At 49.5% G+C, this 20,710-nt stretch carries 20 protein-coding genes; 6 read left to right on the top strand and 14 right to left on the bottom strand.

Translation table 11 applies throughout. From position 1 onward, the window contains the following. Window position 1 precedes the first annotated feature (1 nt). Together V5J35_RS18350 and alaE are read right to left on the bottom strand one after the other, a co-directional pair. Window positions 2-1,774 (bottom strand): ABC transporter ATP-binding protein, encoded by a 1,773-nt coding sequence (locus V5J35_RS18350; RefSeq protein ID WP_354008537.1) that lies wholly within the window; start codon window positions 1,772-1,774, stop codon window positions 2-4. 525 nt (window positions 1,775-2,299) lie between these two features. After that, window positions 2,300-2,698, bottom strand: coding sequence for an L-alanine exporter AlaE (gene alaE, locus V5J35_RS18345; RefSeq protein ID WP_354016465.1), 399 nt, complete (start codon window positions 2,696-2,698; stop codon window positions 2,300-2,302). Window positions 2,699-3,071: 373 nt separating this feature from the next. Here alaE and thiM point away from each other — a divergent pair, with 373 nt between their 5' ends. Beyond that, on the top strand, window positions 3,072-3,881 hold the full coding sequence (gene thiM / locus V5J35_RS18340; protein ID WP_354008535.1) for a hydroxyethylthiazole kinase: 810 nt from the start codon (window positions 3,072-3,074) through the stop codon (window positions 3,879-3,881). Between the two features lie 18 nt (window positions 3,882-3,899). Beyond that, window positions 3,900-4,370 (top strand): ubiquinone anaerobic biosynthesis accessory factor UbiT, encoded by a 471-nt coding sequence (gene ubiT / locus V5J35_RS18335; protein WP_354008534.1) that lies wholly within the window; start codon window positions 3,900-3,902, stop codon window positions 4,368-4,370. A 114-nt stretch (window positions 4,371-4,484) separates the two neighbouring features. Here ubiT and V5J35_RS18330 read toward each other — a convergent pair whose 3' ends face one another. The 9 genes from V5J35_RS18330 to V5J35_RS18290 all read right to left on the bottom strand — a co-directional run bounded on the left by V5J35_RS18330 (window position 4,485) and on the right by V5J35_RS18290 (window position 15,711). After that, window positions 4,485-5,327, bottom strand: a complete 843-nt coding sequence (locus tag V5J35_RS18330; RefSeq protein WP_354008533.1) for a hypothetical protein — start codon at window positions 5,325-5,327, stop codon at window positions 4,485-4,487. Window positions 5,328-6,133: 806 nt separating this feature from the next. Next, window positions 6,134-7,030: a U32 family peptidase gene (locus V5J35_RS18325; RefSeq protein ID WP_354008532.1), complete on the bottom strand. Its 897-nt coding sequence runs from the start codon at window positions 7,028-7,030 to the stop codon at window positions 6,134-6,136. Between the two features lie 26 nt (window positions 7,031-7,056). After that, window positions 7,057-8,067, bottom strand: coding sequence for a ubiquinone anaerobic biosynthesis protein UbiU (gene ubiU, locus V5J35_RS18320; protein ID WP_354008531.1), 1,011 nt, complete (start codon window positions 8,065-8,067; stop codon window positions 7,057-7,059). 66 nt (window positions 8,068-8,133) lie between these two features. After that, the gene (gene thpR / locus V5J35_RS18315) at window positions 8,134-8,766 is read right to left on the bottom strand and encodes an RNA 2',3'-cyclic phosphodiesterase (protein WP_354008530.1); all 633 of its coding nucleotides are present in this window, start codon (window positions 8,764-8,766) and stop codon (window positions 8,134-8,136) included. Between the two features lie 271 nt (window positions 8,767-9,037). Further along, window positions 9,038-10,501, bottom strand: a complete 1,464-nt coding sequence (menE, locus tag V5J35_RS18310) for an o-succinylbenzoate--CoA ligase (RefSeq protein WP_354008529.1) — start codon at window positions 10,499-10,501, stop codon at window positions 9,038-9,040. Further along, window positions 10,492-11,526, bottom strand: coding sequence for an o-succinylbenzoate synthase (gene menC / locus V5J35_RS18305; protein WP_354008528.1), 1,035 nt, complete (start codon window positions 11,524-11,526; stop codon window positions 10,492-10,494). The genes menE and menC overlap by 10 nt, the downstream gene beginning before the upstream one ends. Window positions 11,527-11,595: 69 nt before the next feature. After that, complete coding sequence (gene menH, locus V5J35_RS18300) at window positions 11,596-12,438, bottom strand: 2-succinyl-6-hydroxy-2,4-cyclohexadiene-1-carboxylate synthase (RefSeq protein ID WP_354016464.1); 843 nt, start codon at window positions 12,436-12,438, stop codon at window positions 11,596-11,598. Next, complete coding sequence (gene menD, locus V5J35_RS18295) at window positions 12,438-14,189, bottom strand: 2-succinyl-5-enolpyruvyl-6-hydroxy-3-cyclohexene-1-carboxylic-acid synthase (RefSeq protein WP_354008526.1); 1,752 nt, start codon at window positions 14,187-14,189, stop codon at window positions 12,438-12,440. Before menD ends, menH begins: the two co-directional genes overlap by 1 nt. Window positions 14,190-14,268: 79 nt before the next feature. Beyond that, window positions 14,269-15,711 (bottom strand): isochorismate synthase, encoded by a 1,443-nt coding sequence (locus tag V5J35_RS18290; protein WP_354008525.1) that lies wholly within the window; start codon window positions 15,709-15,711, stop codon window positions 14,269-14,271. 355 nt (window positions 15,712-16,066) lie between these two features. On the opposite strand from V5J35_RS18290, the gene V5J35_RS18285 reads away from it, so the two are divergent. Next, a complete protein-coding gene (locus V5J35_RS18285; RefSeq protein ID WP_354008524.1) occupies window positions 16,067-16,417 on the top strand; it encodes a hypothetical protein in 351 nt (116 codons plus the stop codon). A 35-nt stretch (window positions 16,418-16,452) separates the two neighbouring features. Here V5J35_RS18285 and V5J35_RS18280 read toward each other — a convergent pair whose 3' ends face one another. Continuing rightward, window positions 16,453-16,680 (bottom strand): hypothetical protein, encoded by a 228-nt coding sequence (locus V5J35_RS18280; protein ID WP_354008523.1) that lies wholly within the window; start codon window positions 16,678-16,680, stop codon window positions 16,453-16,455. A gap of 121 nt (window positions 16,681-16,801) precedes the next feature. On the opposite strand from V5J35_RS18280, the gene V5J35_RS18275 reads away from it, so the two are divergent. From V5J35_RS18275 to V5J35_RS18265, 3 genes are all read left to right on the top strand, one after another. Continuing rightward, on the top strand, window positions 16,802-17,353 hold the full coding sequence (locus tag V5J35_RS18275) for a hypothetical protein (RefSeq protein ID WP_354008522.1): 552 nt from the start codon (window positions 16,802-16,804) through the stop codon (window positions 17,351-17,353). Between the two features lie 84 nt (window positions 17,354-17,437). Beyond that, the gene (locus V5J35_RS18270; RefSeq protein WP_354008521.1) at window positions 17,438-17,809 is read left to right on the top strand and encodes a YacL family protein; all 372 of its coding nucleotides are present in this window, start codon (window positions 17,438-17,440) and stop codon (window positions 17,807-17,809) included. A gap of 155 nt (window positions 17,810-17,964) precedes the next feature. Continuing rightward, complete coding sequence (locus V5J35_RS18265) at window positions 17,965-18,717, top strand: C2H2-type zinc finger protein (protein ID WP_354016463.1); 753 nt, start codon at window positions 17,965-17,967, stop codon at window positions 18,715-18,717. 111 nt (window positions 18,718-18,828) lie between these two features. On the opposite strand, the gene V5J35_RS18260 is transcribed toward V5J35_RS18265, so the two are convergent. Further along, window positions 18,829-19,230, bottom strand: coding sequence for an ACT domain-containing protein (locus V5J35_RS18260; protein ID WP_354008520.1), 402 nt, complete (start codon window positions 19,228-19,230; stop codon window positions 18,829-18,831). Window positions 19,231-19,238: 8 nt separating this feature from the next. Continuing rightward, on the bottom strand, window positions 19,239-20,477 hold the full coding sequence (locus V5J35_RS18255) for a sterol desaturase family protein (RefSeq protein WP_354008519.1): 1,239 nt from the start codon (window positions 20,475-20,477) through the stop codon (window positions 19,239-19,241). Window positions 20,478-20,710 lie beyond the last annotated feature (233 nt).

Here is a 20,710-nt window from a genome sequence, read left to right as displayed (position 1 = left end):
GTCAGACTCTTTCCATCACAAGAGCAAACCCTGAATTTTGTTGTTGTAACTGGCTTTGCCCTTCAATTTCCAGTCCTTCCCGTGAAAGCTGGTGCATTTGTGGCATCAACTCAATCAGGCTTTGTGAATAAGGATGTGCCGGTTGGGTAAACAGCTGTTCAGTGTCGGCTATTTCAACGATGCCCCCCTGCTTCATGACCGCCACCCGGTCACACATCTGGCGAATAACCGGTAAGTCGTGACTGATAAAAAGCATGGTCAAACCCAGCTCGTCCTGCAGGTCTTTCAGAAGGTTCAAAATCTGTGCCTGTACAGAGACATCCAGCGCAGAAGTCGGCTCATCACAGATCAGTAACCTTGGTCGTGTTGCCAGAGCCCTGGCAATGGAAATACGCTGACGCTGTCCGCCGGAAAATTCGTGGGGATATTTTACGCCCGCCTGGCTGCCCAGCCCTACATGATCGAGAAGGTCGGCAATAATTTGCCGGATCTGCGATTCAGAATCCGCCAGACGGTGGAAGCGTATCGGCTCTGCAATAATATCGTTTACTTTCATCCGGCCATTAAGGCTTGAATAGGGATTCTGGAATACCATCTGAATCTGTCGCCTGATGGGGCGGCGACTCCTGTCATCCAGTTTGCTGACACCTTTGCCAGCGTAAACAATCTCACCACTGTCTGGTGTATACAGTCCGGCAATGACTCTGGCAATGGTTGACTTGCCTGACCCCGACTCACCGACCAACCCAAAGGTTTCCCCTTCCTGAACACAGAAAGAGACATTGTCGGAAGCCTGCACATATTTTCTGTTTTTTTGCAGAAAAGCACTCTGGGTCTCAAATTTTAAATGAACGTTCTGCACTTCAAGCAGATGGCCTTCATGAAGCTCGCCAAAGGTTTCCTTCTGGCCCAGCCAGTGGTTCTTAACATCAATAGCCTTGGTCTGTACTTTTTCTATGTATTCAACCCTTGGAAACCGATGGAGCTTGATGTCAGCTCTTGGCACCGCACTGATCAGGCTCTTTGTATAGTCATGGACCGGATCATGCAAAATCTGCCCGGTTGTGCCAATTTCAACCATCTCCCCCCTATACATAACAGCGACACGATCGGTGGTATTAGCAATCACGCCCATATCATGAGTAACGAGAATGCAACCCACATCGCGCTCTTTGCAGAGCTTGCGAATCAGCTGCAATATCTGGTCCTGAACCGATACGTCCAGTGCCGTCGTCGGCTCATCCGCTATAATCAGTTCCGGATCACAGGACAGAGCAATGGCAATAACAACTCTTTGTCGCATGCCTCCGGAAAACTGATGCGGGTACTGTTTTATGCGTAATTCCGGTTCGGGAATGCCAACAGCCTGCAACATGGCGAGTGCTTTTTTCGCAGCGGCCTGTTTATCCAGTTGCAGATTGGTACGGATGGTTTCGACCAGCTGAGTTTCAATGGTCAACAACGGATTGAGTGACGTCATCGGATCCTGAAAAATAAACCCGATACGATTCCCCCTGACCTGTCGAATCGCCTCTCCGGAATAACCGGAAATCGTCTCTCCCGCCAGAGTGACCTGGCCAGACGCTACACGTCCTGGAGGGCTGAGCAGATCAATAATGCCATTACCAATGGTAGATTTTCCCGCACCCGACTCACCGACAAGCCCAAGAATTTCTCCCCGACTGACCGTAAAAGACACATCATTCACTGCCACCGCAACACCATGGCGCGACGGAAACTCAATGCGCAGGTCATTCACTTCCAATAAAGACATGCAGCCCCCTTGCCTGCAAACAGCAACAGTCCCTGAAACTGTCTGCAAAATTCATTTTTATTAATAACGCACGAATGCAATGCCAGACACAGGAGCCTGTCGGACTTAAGACTGTCCTACTGCGGTTGCATAAGTCCGACAGGCTTCTGGCTGTGAACGGGTAAGAATCTGCCTGCTGAAAAATCAGGTTCGGTGTTTTAAATAAGAACCTGTGAATACGACGACATTATTGTTTAAAAAGCAATCGTCGCATTATTAGTCGTGATTGATGAATTGTTATTGGCAGCCCGCACCACTCATTCGGGCGATTTTTCTGGACTATATCAGAGAAATAAGGAGGAATAAAATACAAGACCATACTAGTACAAAAAAGCGACAACCCTCAAACAGACGGGTGTCGCTTTAATAATAGTCACTTGAATGGCCATTTAGATGAGTTGCTGCTTAGATAAATAGCTACCCAGATGAATAGCTACCCAGATGAATAGCTATGCGGCCTGCAGAGGAGTACGCTCAGCAAACCAGTTACGGCACATCTGCATATAAATGCCATAAGGACGGCCCCATCAGAATCAGCGCTCCCAGCTGCCCCATACAAGCAGTAATCACCTGATCCAGAGAAGCCCCGGAAGTACCCACCAGCACCGCATAAACCGGCATCTGGAAACTCAGGAATGCCACAATATCCATTATTGAATCCATCAGGGAGCTGCTTGTCACTTTCCTGCCCCGGGCCATAATCCAGTCCCGGTACATACCATAAGGTCGGGCAATCAGCAGATTCACAGGGATACTCAGCAAGCGTGAATGCAATGACTGCTCAAGACTTAAGCCAGCCACAAACAATTCAACGGACATACCGACAACCAGACCAAAACTGATCAGTGCAAAGGTATCTGCAATGGTTTCACGCTTGATGGACATTTTTATCCCCGGACAATCAAGTCAATAAATACTCCCTGCACCAAAAGGCACAGAAGAAAAACGAATGGTGTTTAAACAACAGATACAGAACAGTACCTGTTTCAGACGCGGTTAATTTAACGACAAAACAACATCGTTACAATAGTAAAATACTTTGTTTTAACCAACCAACCAAATAATAAACCTACATTTATCAAGTTGCGCAGAATTAATAACCGGAACAAAACATAACAGATAGCAACATTCACCAAACAGATAAGTGATTCCACATGACCCATATCAATCCGGCCATTTTTCGCCTGATGTATAGTCTGACAGGGCATTTTACGGCTAAAGTTTAGCGATCCTTTTTTCATCCGGGCTAACACTAACGATGCACTCTGAAATCTTTGCCACACTGGCCGCGCTGAGACAAAAGCAACCAGTAATTCACAACATCACCAATCAGGTTGTCACCAACTCCACCGCCAACGCATTGCTGGCGATTGGCGCTTCACCGGTGATGGCCCATGCACCAGAAGAGATGGCGGATATGGTCAGTATCGCCAGCGCACTGGTTATCAATACCGGCACTCCCTGTGAAACCCAACGGACGTCAATAAGAAAAGCCATCAAGGCAGCCCGTGAACAGGGCAAACCCTGGATTCTCGACCCGGTAGGTGCCGGAGCAACCCCCTATCGTTTACAACTTAATTCAGAACTTCTGGAGCTACAGCCTGCAGCCATCCGGGGCAATGCGTCTGAAATCCTGACCCTGCTGACCGGCGAGCCCACCGGCAGAGGTGTGGACACCGACAGTTCCAGCGATGATGCTCTGAATGAAACGCTGAACTACCTTCAGGAACGCGCTTCGCAGCTAAATACCGTTCTTGCAGTCACCGGCGCAACGGACTACATCATTGACGGTCAGCGCGTAGCAAAAATCACTAACGGTCACCCCATGATGGCGAAAGTAACGGGTACCGGCTGTACAGCAACCGCGATAACCGGAGCCTTCATGGCCAGTAGCGAAGACCCATGGCTGGCAGTAACTGCCAGTATCGCCTGTCTGGGCATAGCCGGTGAAAAAGCGGCCTTCATCGCAAAGGGTCCAGGCTCCCTGCAAATGCACCTTCTGGACGAGTTGTACCAGCTGGATGCTGAGACGATTCAAGCCCGTTTAAGTCTTGAAATTCTGTGTTAAAAATAAAAAGGAGCCGCCATGGCTTTGCCTACACCTCCCTTACCCAGTGTAAAAACCCTGACAACTCCACTGCGTCTTATGCCTGACGAACTGTTGACCACACCACTGGAAAAAGCCATCAACCACGTCTTTCGCCAGTCTGTTGAAGAAGGCGAGTTTGATTTTATGGAGCAGCGCTGGGTCAAGATTCACATCACGGACGCAGAGCTGAGCTTCCATATAGGCTTCGACGGCAACCAGCTGAAAGCGGTTAACAGTCGCCCGTGTGATGTCGTATTCTGTGGTGACAGCATGGCATTTCGAACGCTGGCATTGCGCAGGGAAGACCCCGACACACTGTTCTTTCAACGTCGTTTAATGATTGAAGGGGATACAGAACTGGGGTTAGGGTTGAAAAACCTGCTCGACAGCATCGATACCGAACAGCTGCCCAAAGCATTCCAGACCCTGATGAAACTGGGCAATAAATTAGAAAACTTTAGCCGCTAGTAACTAAGCGGTAGAAGCTCTATCACCTTCCTCAACGTCACTCCCACGAACGCGGTAGCCTGCTGTGCAGCAGGTTCCCGCGTTCGATGCTGTCGCGGAAAAATCAGTTTTCAGTCATGGTTTTGTCCCGTTATCACCATCATTAAACAGAAACCACCAGTTTGTTCCCTGCATTTCAAGCGTTTCCCATTCCGGAACGGGAAGGTCTGTCGGCGTATCATCGAGATATTCCTCACACTGTAAATGATCGACAGGTGGAAAGCCCTGTTCTGTCAGTGTGAGTTCGGGTAACTGTGTTACTTCGGCAGAGAAAGCTTCATCACCCGGCTCTCTCACAAGATTAATCTCCACCTCCACGTCGGTTGTGAATACCATTCTAACCCTGTCAAGCATTGAGGATGTGCTGGCAACAAGCTCAACACGTCCGGCCTGAAACCTTCCGCCATCAGGGGCTCTGATAGAAGAAAGAAGGTTAAAGACAAAACTTCCCCCCTGTTCAGCTGACTCGGTGTTAGCGAGCATGACAGGGTTTGTGCCAAGAAGAGGGGTGACCAGAAAAACAGAATACTGATTATCGGTTATCAGTTGATGTATGATCGTACGGTATTCAAACAGCGACCATATATCAACGAATACCGTTTTTGGGATCTCAGAACCAGTGTCAGAGCCAGTGTCAGAACTCAAGTCCGGGTTACTTTCGTCAAAATAGTGGTTAAAGTACCATGCGCCTAAGCTTTCGTGACCACCGTACAGATAATAGAAATTAATCATACTCAGCTTTGCATTTGTAACCCCTGCTGATCCGGGGTCCAGAGCTGTTGCCCCCAAGTCTTCGGATGACCCCAGCGAGTCGTACCCCTCATCCAGCTCCATCATTGCTCCGGTTAATTCTGTCTGGCTACCTGCTTCCGGAGCTTCAACGAGGCAGAGCGGTAAATGACTGTCTTCCCACATCATATAAGTGTAAATGTAGGATTGTCCCGCGCTACCCAAATGCTGATTCGCCGGATATGAATACCTCAGGGAAAAGTGGGTTGCACCAACCTCATAGGTTTCTGATGAAAAATCAATTAATGATGCCTCGTATGAAGAATTAGCATGAAAAAAAAGCGAAGGTGATTCAAACCATGTCATTTTATTGCGGTATTTGAGGTATTGAAGGTAATCTGTGTAGCCTTGGTTTGCTATCCATCTCCAGCCTTTGTTAATCATTATTTGTGTTTTTCTGGTTTGCCTCTTTGATTTTCCATCTTTTTTATCGGTTAATTGGGTTTCTACCGATCCTATACGTTGGAGGTTACCATTCCCCGATTTTATGTATAGACCGAACTTTTCGGGGTGCTCTTCAGCGTACAAGCTGAGTGGTACCATAATACAGGTTAATGTTATCGTCCTTAATAAAGAGAACAATATCGGTAATGTTCTTTTCATACAACTCCTGACCGACATGAAGTGGATATATTACTTTTTATTGTATATATATGTCTTTTCTTAGGTTTGAATCTATTCATCTAGCTTCGCAGATCTTTTACAGCAATCTTTAGCCAAGGGATATAAAACGGGTGACCTTCTTATATCACTCAGCTTTCTTCCTCAAACAAAAGGCTTACACTAAAGCTCGTTATTTTGATGGTTATTGTAGGTGCTGCGGTATAGTGAGACCACATTTTAGGCAGATAGTTCAATGATTGAATAAACAGGGTATAGAAAGAAGAATTGGGATAAGACAAGCCCCGCAGTGCGGGGCTCATATTGTTGTAAAGTTATCTCACTTCCCGATAGAACTGATCTTTGCCAGAGCCACCTTCCCAGTAGCCATTACACTGCTCAACAGATAACTCCGAAACAAAAGGTTTGTTATCCTTAATCGAACTGATCAGGCTGTCTGCAATATCAAGCACATCATACGAGTGCGCAGATAAACGCATGGAGTGAACGCCCTGTTTTTCCATGTCCTGCCAGCGATTGAGTATATTCATACAGTGTCCGGACATGGTCTGAATACCATTCAAAGTAAACAGCTGCTCATTTTCCTGAGTCGCCAGGGGTATTCCCTGAGGCACCTTCCGGCAGATGAATTCACACTCATCCTTACCTTTGTCGTTTACCCGGGCAGTAAAACAACGCGCTGAATAGGCCAGAGGCATATAGCCATAACTGAACACTTCAGTCTCAATTTTATCGTTAAGCTTCAGCTCTTCAGCCTGCTGCAGAATACTGGTCAACTTTTTCTCAGATAACTCCAGAGGTAACACCCAACGTTTCAAACCCAGCTTATACAGCTGCTTCAATGTATAGGCGTTATAGATATTCAGCGAAGGTCCGGTACAGAATTCAAGCCCATTAGACGACAGAAACTTAACCGCTGACATATCGTTTGCTTCAACCATAAATTCATTGTTGTCACAAATTTTCCGCACCTGCGACAACTCCGATTCGGATTCCAGCAGTGTCAACGTCGATAACACAACCTTCTTACCTGCATCGGCAAGCAGCTGAGCAATAGCCATCCAGTCGCCATGATTCAGCTCCCGCCGCTTGGAACAGGTCACCTCCCCCAGACAAACCCGGTCAATACCTGACTGAGACACCTTTTCATAAAAATCAAAAACATCCTGCCTGGGCCAGAAATACAGCAAAGGTCCAAGAGTGGTTTGCATTCGGTCATTCCTCCTGAATGATCAGATTACTGCCAGGGTCGGCTATAGGCACCCAATGTCGTCTGGCTACCTTCGGACAATTTGCTGAGTTCTGCCATCCAGCGCCCTTCGGGCTGAAATTCATTCTTATTCGCTTTACAGGCATCCAGCGCTTCGCGCCAGATCCGGGTCACAGCTGCTACATAAGCCGGACTACGCTGCCGACCTTCAATTTTTACAGCACTGATTCCCATTTCGGATAGCTGGGGAATCAGATTCAGGGTATTCAGGCTGGTAGGTTCTTCCAGCGCATGCACAATTTTTTCCTCAGCCTCGCTCTGAACCTTAAAGCGTCCCTTGCATAAAGTGGGGTAACCCGCCTGTTCATAAGCTGAGAAACGATCAATCAGAACACCGTTCAGTCGGGTATCCATACCACCATTCGCCCTTTGCTCCCAACGCACTGCTGACGCAGGAGAGCAGGCACCTGCCGTATTAGGCGACTCACCTGTCACATAAGACGACAACAGGCAACGACCTTCTGCCATTATGCACAGACTCCCAAAAGCAAAAACTTCCAGCTCTACCGGGCTCTTTTTAACCAGCGCCTGTACCTGTTTTAACGATAAAACCCTTGGCAGAACAGCACGACGGATATTGAACTGTTGATGATACAACTCCAGTGCCGCCGCATTGGTCGCAGACCCCTGAACCGACAGATGCAGTGATAATTCCGGATACTTCTCACAGGCGTAAGCCATCACTCCCATATCCGCAGCAATCAAAGCGCTGACCTGCAGGTCGGCGCAGGCATCTACAGCATACTGCCAACGTGACCACTGGTCAGCCTGGGCATAAGTGTTAATCGCAACAAACAGGCGGACATTATTATTACGGGCATAATCCAGAGCTTTTATCGCGCGCTGATCCGTAAAGTTCAAACCGGCAAAATGTCGGGCGTTGGTGTTGTCCCGAAAGCCGATATAAACCGCATCGGCACCATTATCAACTGCAGCTTTTAAAGATGGATAGTTCCCTGCCGGGCAGACCAGCTCCATATATGCGCTCCCTCGTTCTAGTCCGTTCAGACTATCACAGGTATCTGATATAGGTATTGATCCCTATCAAGCAGACTGCGCTAATGATCGTAACGGGAAGGTCTGAAGCGTGCGGTAGGTCGTTCCGCCCGAACCGGTTTCACTCTGCATAAGCACCACTTCACAGATACTCATACGAAAGCTGGGCATATTGAAGAAATGTCTTGGGGAAACATGGTGATGCTGTTTGAAGCGAGCCAGAGTGACATGAGGACGGAAATTGCGAAGCTCCTGCCTCAATCCACAGGATGCAGCCGCCTCTTCACAGATACGGGCCAGACTGTTGAGCTGCTGTCCGGAGTGCATACTCAGGGCAAGCACTCTTGGCCGGTTAGCATCTGGAAAGATCTCATACCGCCCGGTCATGGCAGAAAATGCATGTTCCCCGGAAAAAGCAGATTCCAGCTGAGCACTGTATTGCTTCAGTTGTTCATGAGTACACTCTCCCAGAAAGTGCAGGGTGATATGCTGCTGCTGAGGAGCCGCCCAACGCATTTTATGCACCAGAGCATCTCCGGCACGATTCTGTGCTTTTTTGTGCAGCATAGCTGCCAACTCCAGAGGCAATTTTACTGCAACAAATGCACGAACTGTTTCTTTAGAAGCCATTCCTCTGGAACTCGTTTTACTATAAATAGTGTTTTGCTTTTCTCTAGTCATCTGATACTTCATACTTCGCTGCTTCGCCAAAAAAATTGGATACCAACCACGACTGTCAGCGACGGATTCCACTCTCCTGACCCGTTGCCCCCGGAAGCTATTACACCAACTCAGCAGGGAAGATAATTATGCCTGTACTCAGGTAAAAATACGACCCGTAATGAGTATTTTTACCTACCAGCAAGCACCACCTTATTCCAACATTTTTCAAACCAGATCAGGGCAAAAGCCGAACTACTTCTGATAATAAAAACGAACCCTTAAGAAGCTTTTAAGATACCTGTCGATTAGCCAGTTTTTGCAGCAAACGGCGGTTAGGCTTGATACCCGTAAATAACTTCTGCCCGGGAAATTCAGGTGGTAACTCTTTTGGCAAAGGGATAATACGATCGGGTATCTTGAATCGTGCAATCTTGCCTGCCAGACAACCTTTTGTAAACGATTCGTTGACCGTTCCGTTAACCATTTCTACAAAAGCCAGAGGTCGCTGACCAAACTTTTTATCGGTCACGGCAACCACAACGGCCAGCGCAACACCTTCGCAGGCCAGCAGTGCCTGTTCAATTTCTTCAGGATGAATATTTTCTCCTCCGGAAATTAACATATTGTCTTTTCGTCCCAGAACACGAACCTGCTGACCCACCCACTCGCCTAGGTCTCCGGTATGAAACCAGCCTTCAGCATCAACAACCGGCATAACACTTCCAGTGTTTCCGCTAGTGCTGTCTTCACTACTGAGGTAGTAACCCGGGCATAATGGTTCGCCAGCCACAAGAATTTCACCATCACTGGCAATTTTAACCTTACGGTAAGGCAGCACTTCTCCGGATGTCACTCCCTCACGGGTAAACAGCGGTACGCCTGTACATACCTGGGAACTCATTTCTGTCATTCCGTAGGTGGTCAGAATCTGGATATTTTTTTCCTGTACGGCCCTGACCAGAGGCGCGGAAGCAACACCACCACCCAGTAAAATGGTCTTCAGCCGGGTTTCGGCAAGGTCAATACTGTCGTCACCCTGAAGAATCTGTTGTAGCTGAGTATTGACCAGAGAGACATGGGTCACTGACATAGTTTTCAGTAGTCGTGACAGCGGTAGTCCCTGCCGGTCAATCAACAGACAAGCTCCTGCTACCAGGCAACGAATAACAATACTGAAGCCACCCACATGAAACAGAGGCAGTGATAACAGCCAGCCATCACCCTGAGTGAGTTCAATAATGGAAGCAGACCCTCTGGCACTGAACAGATGGTTATCTAAACTATGTGCCACTGCCTTTGGCACGCCAGTGGTACCAGAAGTTGGAATCAGATCAAGGATTGCTTTGCTATCGACGTCTATCATTGAGTTAACAGCAACCGTCCGGGCAGCCAGCGCAGGTCTCGCAACAGGCACTATCGATTCAGCTTTAAAACCGGTATCACTGATATAGACGCTTGCACCGATTTTGTGGGCATAGTCCAGAATCCGGGACTCAGGAAACACCGGATTAACAGGACAATAAATCACCCCCGAACGCAGGCAGGCCAGTATCACAACCACAGTTTCAAGTTTATCCTGAAGTATGACCAGCAGGCGATCACCTGTACTGAGTTGTGGCATCAGTTGCAGGCGGTAATCCTCGACCCAGGCATCCAGCTGCAGTGCCGATACGGTACGTTTATTAACCTGCATCACTGTACTATCCGGGGATACCAGAGCAATTTTCCGTAAAGGGCATTCAGTCAACGCCATACCAGTTCCATTTGTTGTAATACCGCCCCCGGCAGACGTTGCCAGAGGGCAACAGGCTGATCAAACAGTTGTTGCTTAAATGCTGTCAGGGTATCAAGACCCGCTGCTTCCCGGGGCGCCCAGGCTCTTGCAAGCGTTTCCAGCGTATTTACACCCAGTACCGACTCAAAGGTTGAGCTGATAACAGTATGAATACCTGCATCTCTGGCTGCACTGACCAGACTTTCACAGCGGCGAATACCGCCAACCAGCGTCGGTTTCACGACAATGGCAGCAAGACCTGTCTGCGGCGAGAATTCAAACTCAGGATTCTGCAGGGTTTCATCCCATGCAAAAGGCATACGTGTCTGTTGATAAAAGGCAGGACAGTCCGACGCTGTATCCACGGGTTCTTCTATATAGGTAATACGGTCAGAATCAATCTGATGCACAAACTCTACAGCCTGCTCTAATGACCAGCCACGGTTAGCATCCAGTCTCAGACAAACCGATTCGGGCAATGCTTCAAGGAGCTGTCTGACCCGGTAAACGTCTGGCTTCAGCTCTCCATCTCCACGGGCCACTTTAAGTTTAAAGGCACTGGGCCAGCAGGATGACCAGGAGCCTGTCCGCTTCAGCATATCCGCCGTTGACCCGGTTAACAGTGGCGCAACAGGCAGCGCGGTTTCCATATCGTCTGCCCGAAGAGCCGGCAGACCTATCGCTGATTCCAGGGCAAAAGCAACGGAAGGGTATACAGGCTGATCACTCCACTCCTGACAACTGAAAGATTCCGGGTCAACCTCCTGCCCAGCCAGGGCTGAAACTATCTCTTCCAACTGTTGCCGGGCCGCATCCAGACTCTCAAGACTGAAGTCCGGAAGAGGTGCGGCTTCGCCGTAAAGGTAGCCAACACCCTGATCAGCGTCGTTGACCTTTAACTCCAGAACCAGCCCCTGCCGGCTTTTCAGTTTTGTTGCTTTCAGCGGTAAAGGCCATGCAAGCGGTAAGTCATACTGGTAAATTTTCGAGCCAACTATTTCCATTCATCACCCTCCATCCAGCACCCTCCATCTAGCACTCTCAATCCAGCACTCTCCAACCAGAACCTCCATCTACACACTGGAGGGACTTAGCTGCTTTCGAATGACTTCGGCCATATCAGCAGGCTGCTCGCGATGAATATTGTGGCCGGCACCGGCAATTTTATGCAGGCCGGCCAGACTACCGGACTTATGCAACCGCAAAGCAATCTCGGTGTATTTCAGATCCCGCTCCCCGTAAAAGTAATGGACAGGAAACGAGACATCTTCCATTTGCCCCCAGCAGGCAGGCTGTCTGGATAAACTACAGTATTCAAGTATGTCACCCAGTAAACGACCATTTTTGTTTATACCCAGCCGGTATTCCATCAGATCCTTCCTTTGCTGGCTGTTCAGGTCAGCAAAGACAGGTAGGTGATACCAGCGCTCAAGCACTTGCTCCAGTGGCTCCGTCCGGAAGCGCTCTGCCCACTCTTTATCGGCCTGGCGACGCAGCTCTCTGTCAGCTTCTGACTCGAGTCCGGGGTGGCAGGATTCCAGCAGCAGCTGTTCAACCTTGTTGCTATGGCTCAGGCTGTGTAGCAGAGCCAGCCGCCCACCCAGCGAATACCCCAGCAGGCTGTAGCGTTTCAGATCCAGCTGATGCAGGGTGAGATCCAGCAGGTCACTGAATAGTGCAAATGCCTTGTCGTCAGACAGCGAAACATTGTCGTCAGATAGTTCAGCACTGCCACCAGATAACCCGACATTCAGGCTTTTGGCATGTCCCGGAAGGTCTACAGCCACCAGATAAAAGTCTTCTTCCAGCAGCGATACCAGCGGCAGCCAGTCTTCGCTGTCTCCCAGAAAACCATGCAGCAATACCAGGGCCGGACGCCCCCGAATACCCCAGGTTCGGTAAGCAAGATTATTCATTACAACTCCTCCACCTGAGCAATGATCTGGCTGATATCACGGGCAGCTTCTCCCGGTTCGGTTTTAACCTCAAGCAGAGTACAGCCCGGACGTTGCAGCGACTGCTCCACAGCCTGCCTGAAAGCGGCGATAGACTCCGGACATTCATACTCAATACCAAACATGGCGGCAGCGTGGCTGGCATCCAGACCGTGTGGTGTCGTGAAATAATCCATGGCCCGGTTGCTGATCGCTGAATCACCCTTTGCCAGTGGCAACAGGTTGAAAATGCCGCCACCGTCGTTGTTTAACAAAATGATCAGCATTGGGGATTCAAGGTTTCTGACTAACTGCAAAGAGTTCAGGTCATGCAGGAACGAAATGTCTCCCAGCAGCAGTACCAGTGGTTTCAGCGTCGCTACAGAGCAGCCAGCAGCAGTCGCCATCAGGCCATCAATACCACTTGCCCCCCGATTAGTGTAGACACCATAAGAACGATGGGCAGAAAACATATCGATCAAACGGATGGGAAGGCTGTTACCAATAAACAGAGACGTCTCTTCAGGCAACAGTGTTGACAGATGGGTACCAATCCAGCTCTCGGACAAAACCTCTGACTGCCTTTGTCGTACGACATTGGAAACACGTTGCCCCTGCGCCTGAAAAGCGTCGAGCCATCCTGGCAGCAGCGGTGCATCTGACGCAGCGTACAACTGTGCCAGCTGATGACAGATTCTGCCGATATTGCCTACCATGCGATAAGTCTGGCAGTGGCCGGTATCCATTCGTCTCACTTCACGCCCCAGCATGTAATAATGCTGCCAGCGATGGCTGCCAAGAAAACGGTCAAGCCGTTTGGAAATCAGATGCCCTCCTACCTGAAACACACGATCGGCCTGACACATTAATGCCCTGCCTGAACGGGATGCCAGTAACAGGTCACTGTGCGGGATAACGGCAGGATGCCCATGCAGCTGGGACTGAATATCCGCCAGAACCGGCCAGCCCAGCCTTTGCGCCAGAGCCAGTACAGCATTGACATCATCGCTGGCTCTTAGACGACCAACCACCACTAACCCCTTACCTGACATAAATTCAGCCCACGACACAGGGCTGGCATTTAAACTGCCATCTCCGTGCAGTTCGTATTCCGTATGGGGTGAACCTGACTCAATCCAGCGAGTCGTCTCAGCCAGGTACAGAGAGTAGTCTTCATCCGTTTTACCCGGGTACAGCGGTTCCCGGAACATACAGTTAATATGCAGTGGCAACCCCTGACGACAGGAGCGGGCATAGGCCTGATCAATACTGGTAAGCAGCCAGTTAGCAGGAATATCCAGACTTGGGGTGGGTAATCGAATGGTTGCTCCCGGATAACCGGAAAAAATATCCTGCTGTTCAATGGCCTGATTGGCACCACAGTCAATCAGTTCAGGAGGACGGTCAGCCGTAATAATGACCAGTGGAACACCAGACTGTCGTGCTTCCACAATAGCAGGGTACAAATTTGGTACGGCTGTTCCTGATGTGGTTATCACCGCCACCGGCCTGCCACTGCTCTTCGCCAGCCCCAGGGCAAAAAAAGCCAGCCCCCGTTCATCGAAATGAACATGTTGCCGAAGCCTGGGGTGTACCGCAGCCGCCAGAGTCAGTGGTGCCGAGCGAGAGCCCGGTGCAATGCAGATATGTTCAACGCCCAGCCGCCAGAGTTCTTCCAGTACCAGAGCTGACCATAAGCTATTCAGATTGGGATGCCGGGTTGGAAATTTCATCAACAGATTCACACAATAGCCAATAGTAATAGACAACAGGCTGCTTTATTCACAACCCTGAGAGGTTAGAGGCTGCAAGTTACGAGAGTGCAACGTTTTCCTGCTCAGCGCCCTTCAGCAACGAGTAAACCGTTGCCAGTTTATTGTTCAGCTCCTGCCACTCCTCAGCAGCCACAGAACCCGGAACAATACCGCCTCCGGAAAATAACGACAGTTGTTGCAGGTTATCTGACAGTTTTCGCAGCAACCCGGAACGGATGGTAACAGCCATTTCGGTATGCTCAGGCGAGGCAACCCCAAAGACGCCCGCATAAAGCCCACGGGCGTAACCTTCATGCTTCTCAATAAACTGCATAGCCACTTCCCGGCTGGTACCACCCACCGCCGGTGTCGGGTGCAGGGCAGTCAGAAGCTCGGCATCGGTCACTCCGGCATTAAGCACTCCCCGGATCAGATAACGCAAATGCTGGATGGATTTGAGTTTAACCACTGAATGGCTTCGGTCTGCTTCCAGTGACTGACACAAAATTCCCAGCCGGTCACGGATATCTTTCAGCACCAGCAGGTTTTCATGAATGTTTTTACTGTCGTTTAATAACGAATGCTCCAGAGCCCTGTCTTCTTCCCGGGTACTTCCCCTGGGTGCGGTTCCAGCCAGTGCTTCTGTGTGAATGACTCTCCCACGCCGGGCCATCAGCCGTTCCGGGGAACAACCAAAAAACAGATCGCCATTACGGGCTTCAACAGCAAAAACATAAGAGCGGGGATTCGCCACCCGCCAGTGTTGCAGTAGTCGCCAGGGGCTGAAAGCCCCCTTAATCGTGGTTGAGGCCGAACGTGACAGTACAACTTTCTGCATTTCACCAGCCGCCAGAGCCTGTTTTGCCCTGGCAATGTTGCAGTTATAATCCGCCTGCTCCGGCTGGTAGCGCAAGGGGCCAAGCTGATAAGCGCCCTGTTCGTCAGACATCTGCCAGTTGATGGCAGCCAGCTGTTTAAGCGCACTGACAATTTCTGACTGCCAGAGTTCATCGGACTCAGCTTGTAAATAGCAGGCCAGTGTCGCCCCTTTGCGGGTTAACAGCATTTCAATCCGTGGCAGATACACACAGCCATAACCAAAGGTTGGCCAGACCATCCGGTCAACATCTGAAAACGACAGCCACAGCAATGAGCGGGCTTTTTCAGCCCAGGCACCCGAGTCGTTTATCAGGCTGACAGCCCTGTCTGCAGCTTCAGGCAGCTCCCGCCGTGTCGGAACCGGCATACTCCAGCTCTGACCCAGGGTCGCCATTTCTATATCAGCATCCCGGTCACGCCAGTAAGACCGTTGCTGGTTACTTTCCTTTAGCTGAAGGCTGTTTTCAAGCTGAGGCCCCTTCTGGTGTTCCAGCCACGACAGCAGGTTACACACAGGCACTGGCTGCTCAATTCGCACAACAGGCACACCCGGTGCAGGCTTCTGCAGAAGCTGCCGCAGATGGTTTGTCAACGCAGGTGTATGAACATTAACTTCTTGCATTGTTATAGCCGGAGAGCAAAATCATCTCCCGAACAAACTCCATCATCTGTGCATCAGGCAAATCGGTAAATTTTACGTACATGCACTGATCACTACAGGTTGGTATTTTCCGAAATATTGCGTAATACCAATCAACCTTTCAAACCCCGTCATGAGCAAGCCATTTGAGTTCAATAGGCAATACCCTGAAGGGCATAAAGGCGGGGTGAGGAGTCATAGCTGTAGCTATGGCGACGATCCCCAACGCAGAATATTGGACTCAAATGGCTGCGCAATAGGGGATTTGAAAGGGCGATTGGTATATTATGCGCTCTGATAGTAGTTAGAATGAAAGTTGTTAGGAACAGGATCGAGTATGGCAACCAATGGCGAATCTGCCAGAAAGTGGCTTGAAGCAAATCAACAAAAAACGTCCCCTGAGCGCATTCGCCAGATTCGCGACAATATAGTAGCCAAACTGCAGCGCCTTGATGACACCGACAATGAACACGACGGTTTACTGGAAGCACTGGACGTAATGGATGCTCATCTGCTGCAGCTGGAACAGCAGAGCAAACCAGAAGATCATTCAGGGAGCAGCTCTGAAGATCTGCCACCACTGGACTATAGCCCACTGGTTAACCACCATCAGGAAGCCACCCCGCAACTGAGTCCTGAAGAAAAGCAGAGACGCTTTCAGGAACTGCTTAAAAAAAGCCGGGGCTAAGGTAAAGAGCCTGCCGGACTTTTACAATGATGGTCTTATATCTTCAATCGCTTGCACTCAGACACCACAAGGTCATAGCTCCAGGGTAAACCATCGGGAGCAGTCACCTTATGTTCGATAAGCTTGTTACACATCTGCATAGGGTTGAAGCCTTTCTTTTTCAGGCGTTCCAGCGTTGATTTCAGTTCTGCGTCAATGCTGTTGAGCTGCTCATGTTCATCATGAGCCCCTTTTTTTCCGACGCTGACCTTGATCTGTTTCATCACCCTGTCCTTATCATACGGTTTAAACGTTTACTGATTTAAGTATCAACAAGAGATGGCATCCGCGCCAGTGCTCTATAATCTTCCAGTCCATCTTGCATGCAATACGCAGGAGGAAAGCATGAAACGTCTTTATTATCTGACCGATACACTCAACAGCGTCAGCCAGATCAGTGACGACCTGCACAACAATGGTGTCACCGACTGGCATATCCATGTACTCAGCAGGGATGAAGCGGGACTCTACCATCGTCATGTTCACAGCGCGCACCTGTTTCAGCAGAATGATGTGATTCATTCGGGCGAACTGGGGGCGATTCTGGGTGGGACTATCAGTTTGGTCACGGTGTTCGTGCTGCACGAAATTCTGCCCTTTATCACTGAGCCGGTTCCTCCGATGATTCTGTTATTCGTCGCAGGTACATTCACCCTGTTTGGCGCGTGGAGCGGTGGACTGGCCGGGGCGATGAGGGAAAATTACAAGGTGGCACAGTTCCATGACGATATTGAGCAGGGCAAACACCTGATCATGGTGGATGTTCATAAACCTCAGGAGCAGAAGGTACGACAGCAGTTGCGTCAGTACCATCCGGAAGCTTTACTGGCTGCCATTGGGTCTTCCTGGATTTTTCCTTTCAAACGTCGTTTCTGGTTTAGTCCCAAACGGTTATAAAACAGGCTTTCTACCTATTCGCCCAAAATTACATAGCCAGTACAATTTCACTCCATATGGTGAATTAACTTTTCTGGAATAACTATGGAGTATGAATTTCGTCGAGACCTGGCAGGCCGTATAGAAGCGCGCTTTTCAATGGATCACGAAGCGATGGGCAACTGGCTGCTGACAGAACCGGCAGCCAGGGCGGAGCGGCTGGAGCCTTTATTCAAAACCATTGTCGAACTGCAAACCGGTGAGCGCTGGACATTCAGCCTGTCAGGTCTGGAGTTCAACCTCAGGCTGACACGCACTGATGCCATTGTGCGCTCGGCCGCCCTGCCAGAAGATGACCTTGAAGAAGAACCTGTGGATGAAGGCATGGACTTCTACGATCAGGAACTCCATGCCGAGTGCGGACTGGATGATTTTAAAACCATGCTGGATGCCTGGCAGGGGTTTAACGCTCAATAAAGCCTTTGCCTTTTGGTAGCAAACGATAAAGCTTCTTTCCCGCAAGAAGAAGTTCCACTAACTGCCGCATTCCTGTCTATCATTAGGCGTCTCTATTCATCCTGGAGTAAAAGGGTTAATTCTGCTTTCTTATCCCTTGCACAGGAATATCAGGCATGCCGAGTTACACCTGTGATGAGTGTGGGCGAAGCCTTTCAAATGCCTCCGCCCTCAAAAAACATCTTCGAACCCACACGGGTGAGCAGCCTTTTCAGTGCGAAATATGTAACAAGCGTTTTAATCGTGCTGACAGTCTCACCCGACATATGCGAACCCATACCGGTGAACAACCTTTTCAGTGCAAGGTATGCAACAAGGGTTTTAAGAATCCGGGAAACCTGGCTCAGCACACGCGAAGCCATACCGATGAACGCCCTTATGAATGTAAGGCATGCGGTCTTTCTTTCACTCAATTACCCCATCTTAAAAGGCATCAGAAAATTCATAACGAAACCGGATCCCTTCAGTGTGAAATATGCGGTTGCCGTTTTAATCTACAGTCCAACCTCTCCAGGCACAAGCTGGCAATACACCCACCCGTACCAACAACCCGGTTTGTCTCTGTGCATACACACCCGGAGCCGGTGGGAATGGTCACCGTAACAACCCAAACCAAAGTATCTTCAGGTAATACTACAACCATCAGCACCGTAACATCCCCGATAGGAAGTGCCTATATGGTCACTGAATACAGGCCATCAGCCACCACAACAACGGCAAAACAGGGGTCAGGGCTAGTGACCACGGAGACTAATCAAAACTTTCCGGATTCTGGCCCCGGAAACACTGGTGAAGATGCATCAACCGCTAACCTATTGAGTCATTATGATTATGATTCTCACGATACATTTGATGATATTGCCAGTTGAACAATGCCTCCCCGTTTACCAACCTGCTTAATCTGTAAACATACCCTCTTTTTCGGCACTGGAAGCACTTTTAAAGGAATTCATTGCTGAATGGGTGCAAACGATCCAGCCTTAAACATCACTCACCCAGTTCTCCACTATATAGCCTGCACTATTGAGAGCCATGCAAGCCTGACTCAACTGCTTCGATTTCACTAATACATAATCTGTGTCGTACGTAGACAGGGCAAACAGGCTGATACCCGCTTCAGCCAGTGCGGTGGCCAACCCTGCCAGAATGCCAGTCAGTGCAAAATCCAGAGGACCGGTCACCTTCAGTGCCGACCAGTCCGTCTCCACCTGATCTGAATTCAAAGTGAGAGAAGATTCACAGACTATCGACAGTTCATCCTCCGTGCGCATCACTGAAAAGATACCGCTATTCAGCACTTCTGTGGGAACAGGGCTGTCAACGGCAAAGCGATGAACCGAAAACCTTTGCGGCAAAACCGACAACTGCAGTGGCTTTGACATGATACATCCTATGGTTTCTGTAAGTGAACCTGAGGGGTTTCGCCATATTGAACCCTGCTCAGTGCCAGCAATGAAACTACAGCCAGAGTACACAACAGCCACCACAAACTGGCAGGCACAGCGATTTGCAGGTGCGTAATGCCCAAAGCTGCTGCAACTGTAGCAAAACGCCCCGCTTCCAGAATAACCAGCTTTTTGGTTTTTTCCAGCAGCCAGCCAATAACCAGTAATTGTACAGCAAACACAGCCACCCAGAGCGTATTAAACCACATAGGCATCAAGTGATAACTGCCCATCAGCGCGAGAGTTGCAATGATCATCAGAACAAAATGGAAGGCGCCATAAAATATCAGGGGACGGACGACAGCGGGTTGATAATTTTCATAGGCATGGATGTCCGGCATTTTCATGGGGGTTGCCACATCGGACGGACGATAGCCGGTTTTGCGAAACCACAGGGTCAGTTTATCCTTCCAGCTTCCCGTCGCCCTGCAGTCCTGCCACAGTTCAGCATACAGCTGCAGGTTAGCCCATAGAGGATTCCAGCTGCGCAATGGTTTCAGAGTGCCGTAGCGAATGGGTTCATACAGTTCATCCTCTTCCTCAAAGGTGCCGAACAGGCGATCCCAGAGAATAAAAACCCCGCCGTAATTTTTATCCAGATAACGCCGGTTCTTTCCATGATGAACCCGGTGATTGGAAGGCGTGACAAAGAACCACTCAAACCAGCCCAGTTTTGGCACATGACGGGTATGAACCCAGAACTGGTAAAGCAGGTTGATAAGACCCACTGTAAAAAAGACGACCGGCGGAATACCCACCACCGCCATCGGCACATAAAACACCCAGCCAAAAATAAAGCCGCTGCTGGTTTGTCGCAGTGCTGTCGTCAGGTTGTACTCTTCGCTCTGATGATGCACCGCATGGGCTGCCCAGAGGACATTAATTTCATGCCCCATGCGATGAGTCCAGTAATAACAGAGATCATAAAAAAGAAACCCGAGTACCCAGACCCATAGGGACTCAACGCTCATCTCCCACAGGGCAGACACGCTGAACAGTCCCGTATAAATCGCCACACTAACGATTTTGGTCAGAATGCCGGACGTGATACTGATCATGCCGGCACTCAGGCTGTTAATCGCGTCACTGAACCGGTAATAGTCTTTTTTTCTGACGATTGTGACGATGATCTCAATGGCAATCAGCAATATGAAAACCGGGATCGCAAAAACGATATAGTCCACGACATTGACCCGTTATTTTTATTTTTTGTAAGTACTCGGCCATATGAAATCGAATATTTCTGGCTTATTGGGCAGGTGCTATGCAAGGCGCAACGGCGGGAGCATAGTGAGCTATGTGACCAGAGTTGCAACGCAGTCACGACTGCATGGATGCAGGAGGTAGGGCAACGCAAGGAGCAGTTGCCGGGAGCGCCTGAACAATGAGTCAGAAAATATGATTTCATATGGTTGAG

The organism is Endozoicomonas sp. NE40, from assembly GCF_040549045.1.
GTDB lineage: Bacteria > Pseudomonadota > Gammaproteobacteria > Pseudomonadales > Endozoicomonadaceae > Endozoicomonas_A > Endozoicomonas_A lisbonensis.
This window is presented reverse-complemented; position numbering and strand designations above follow the sequence as displayed.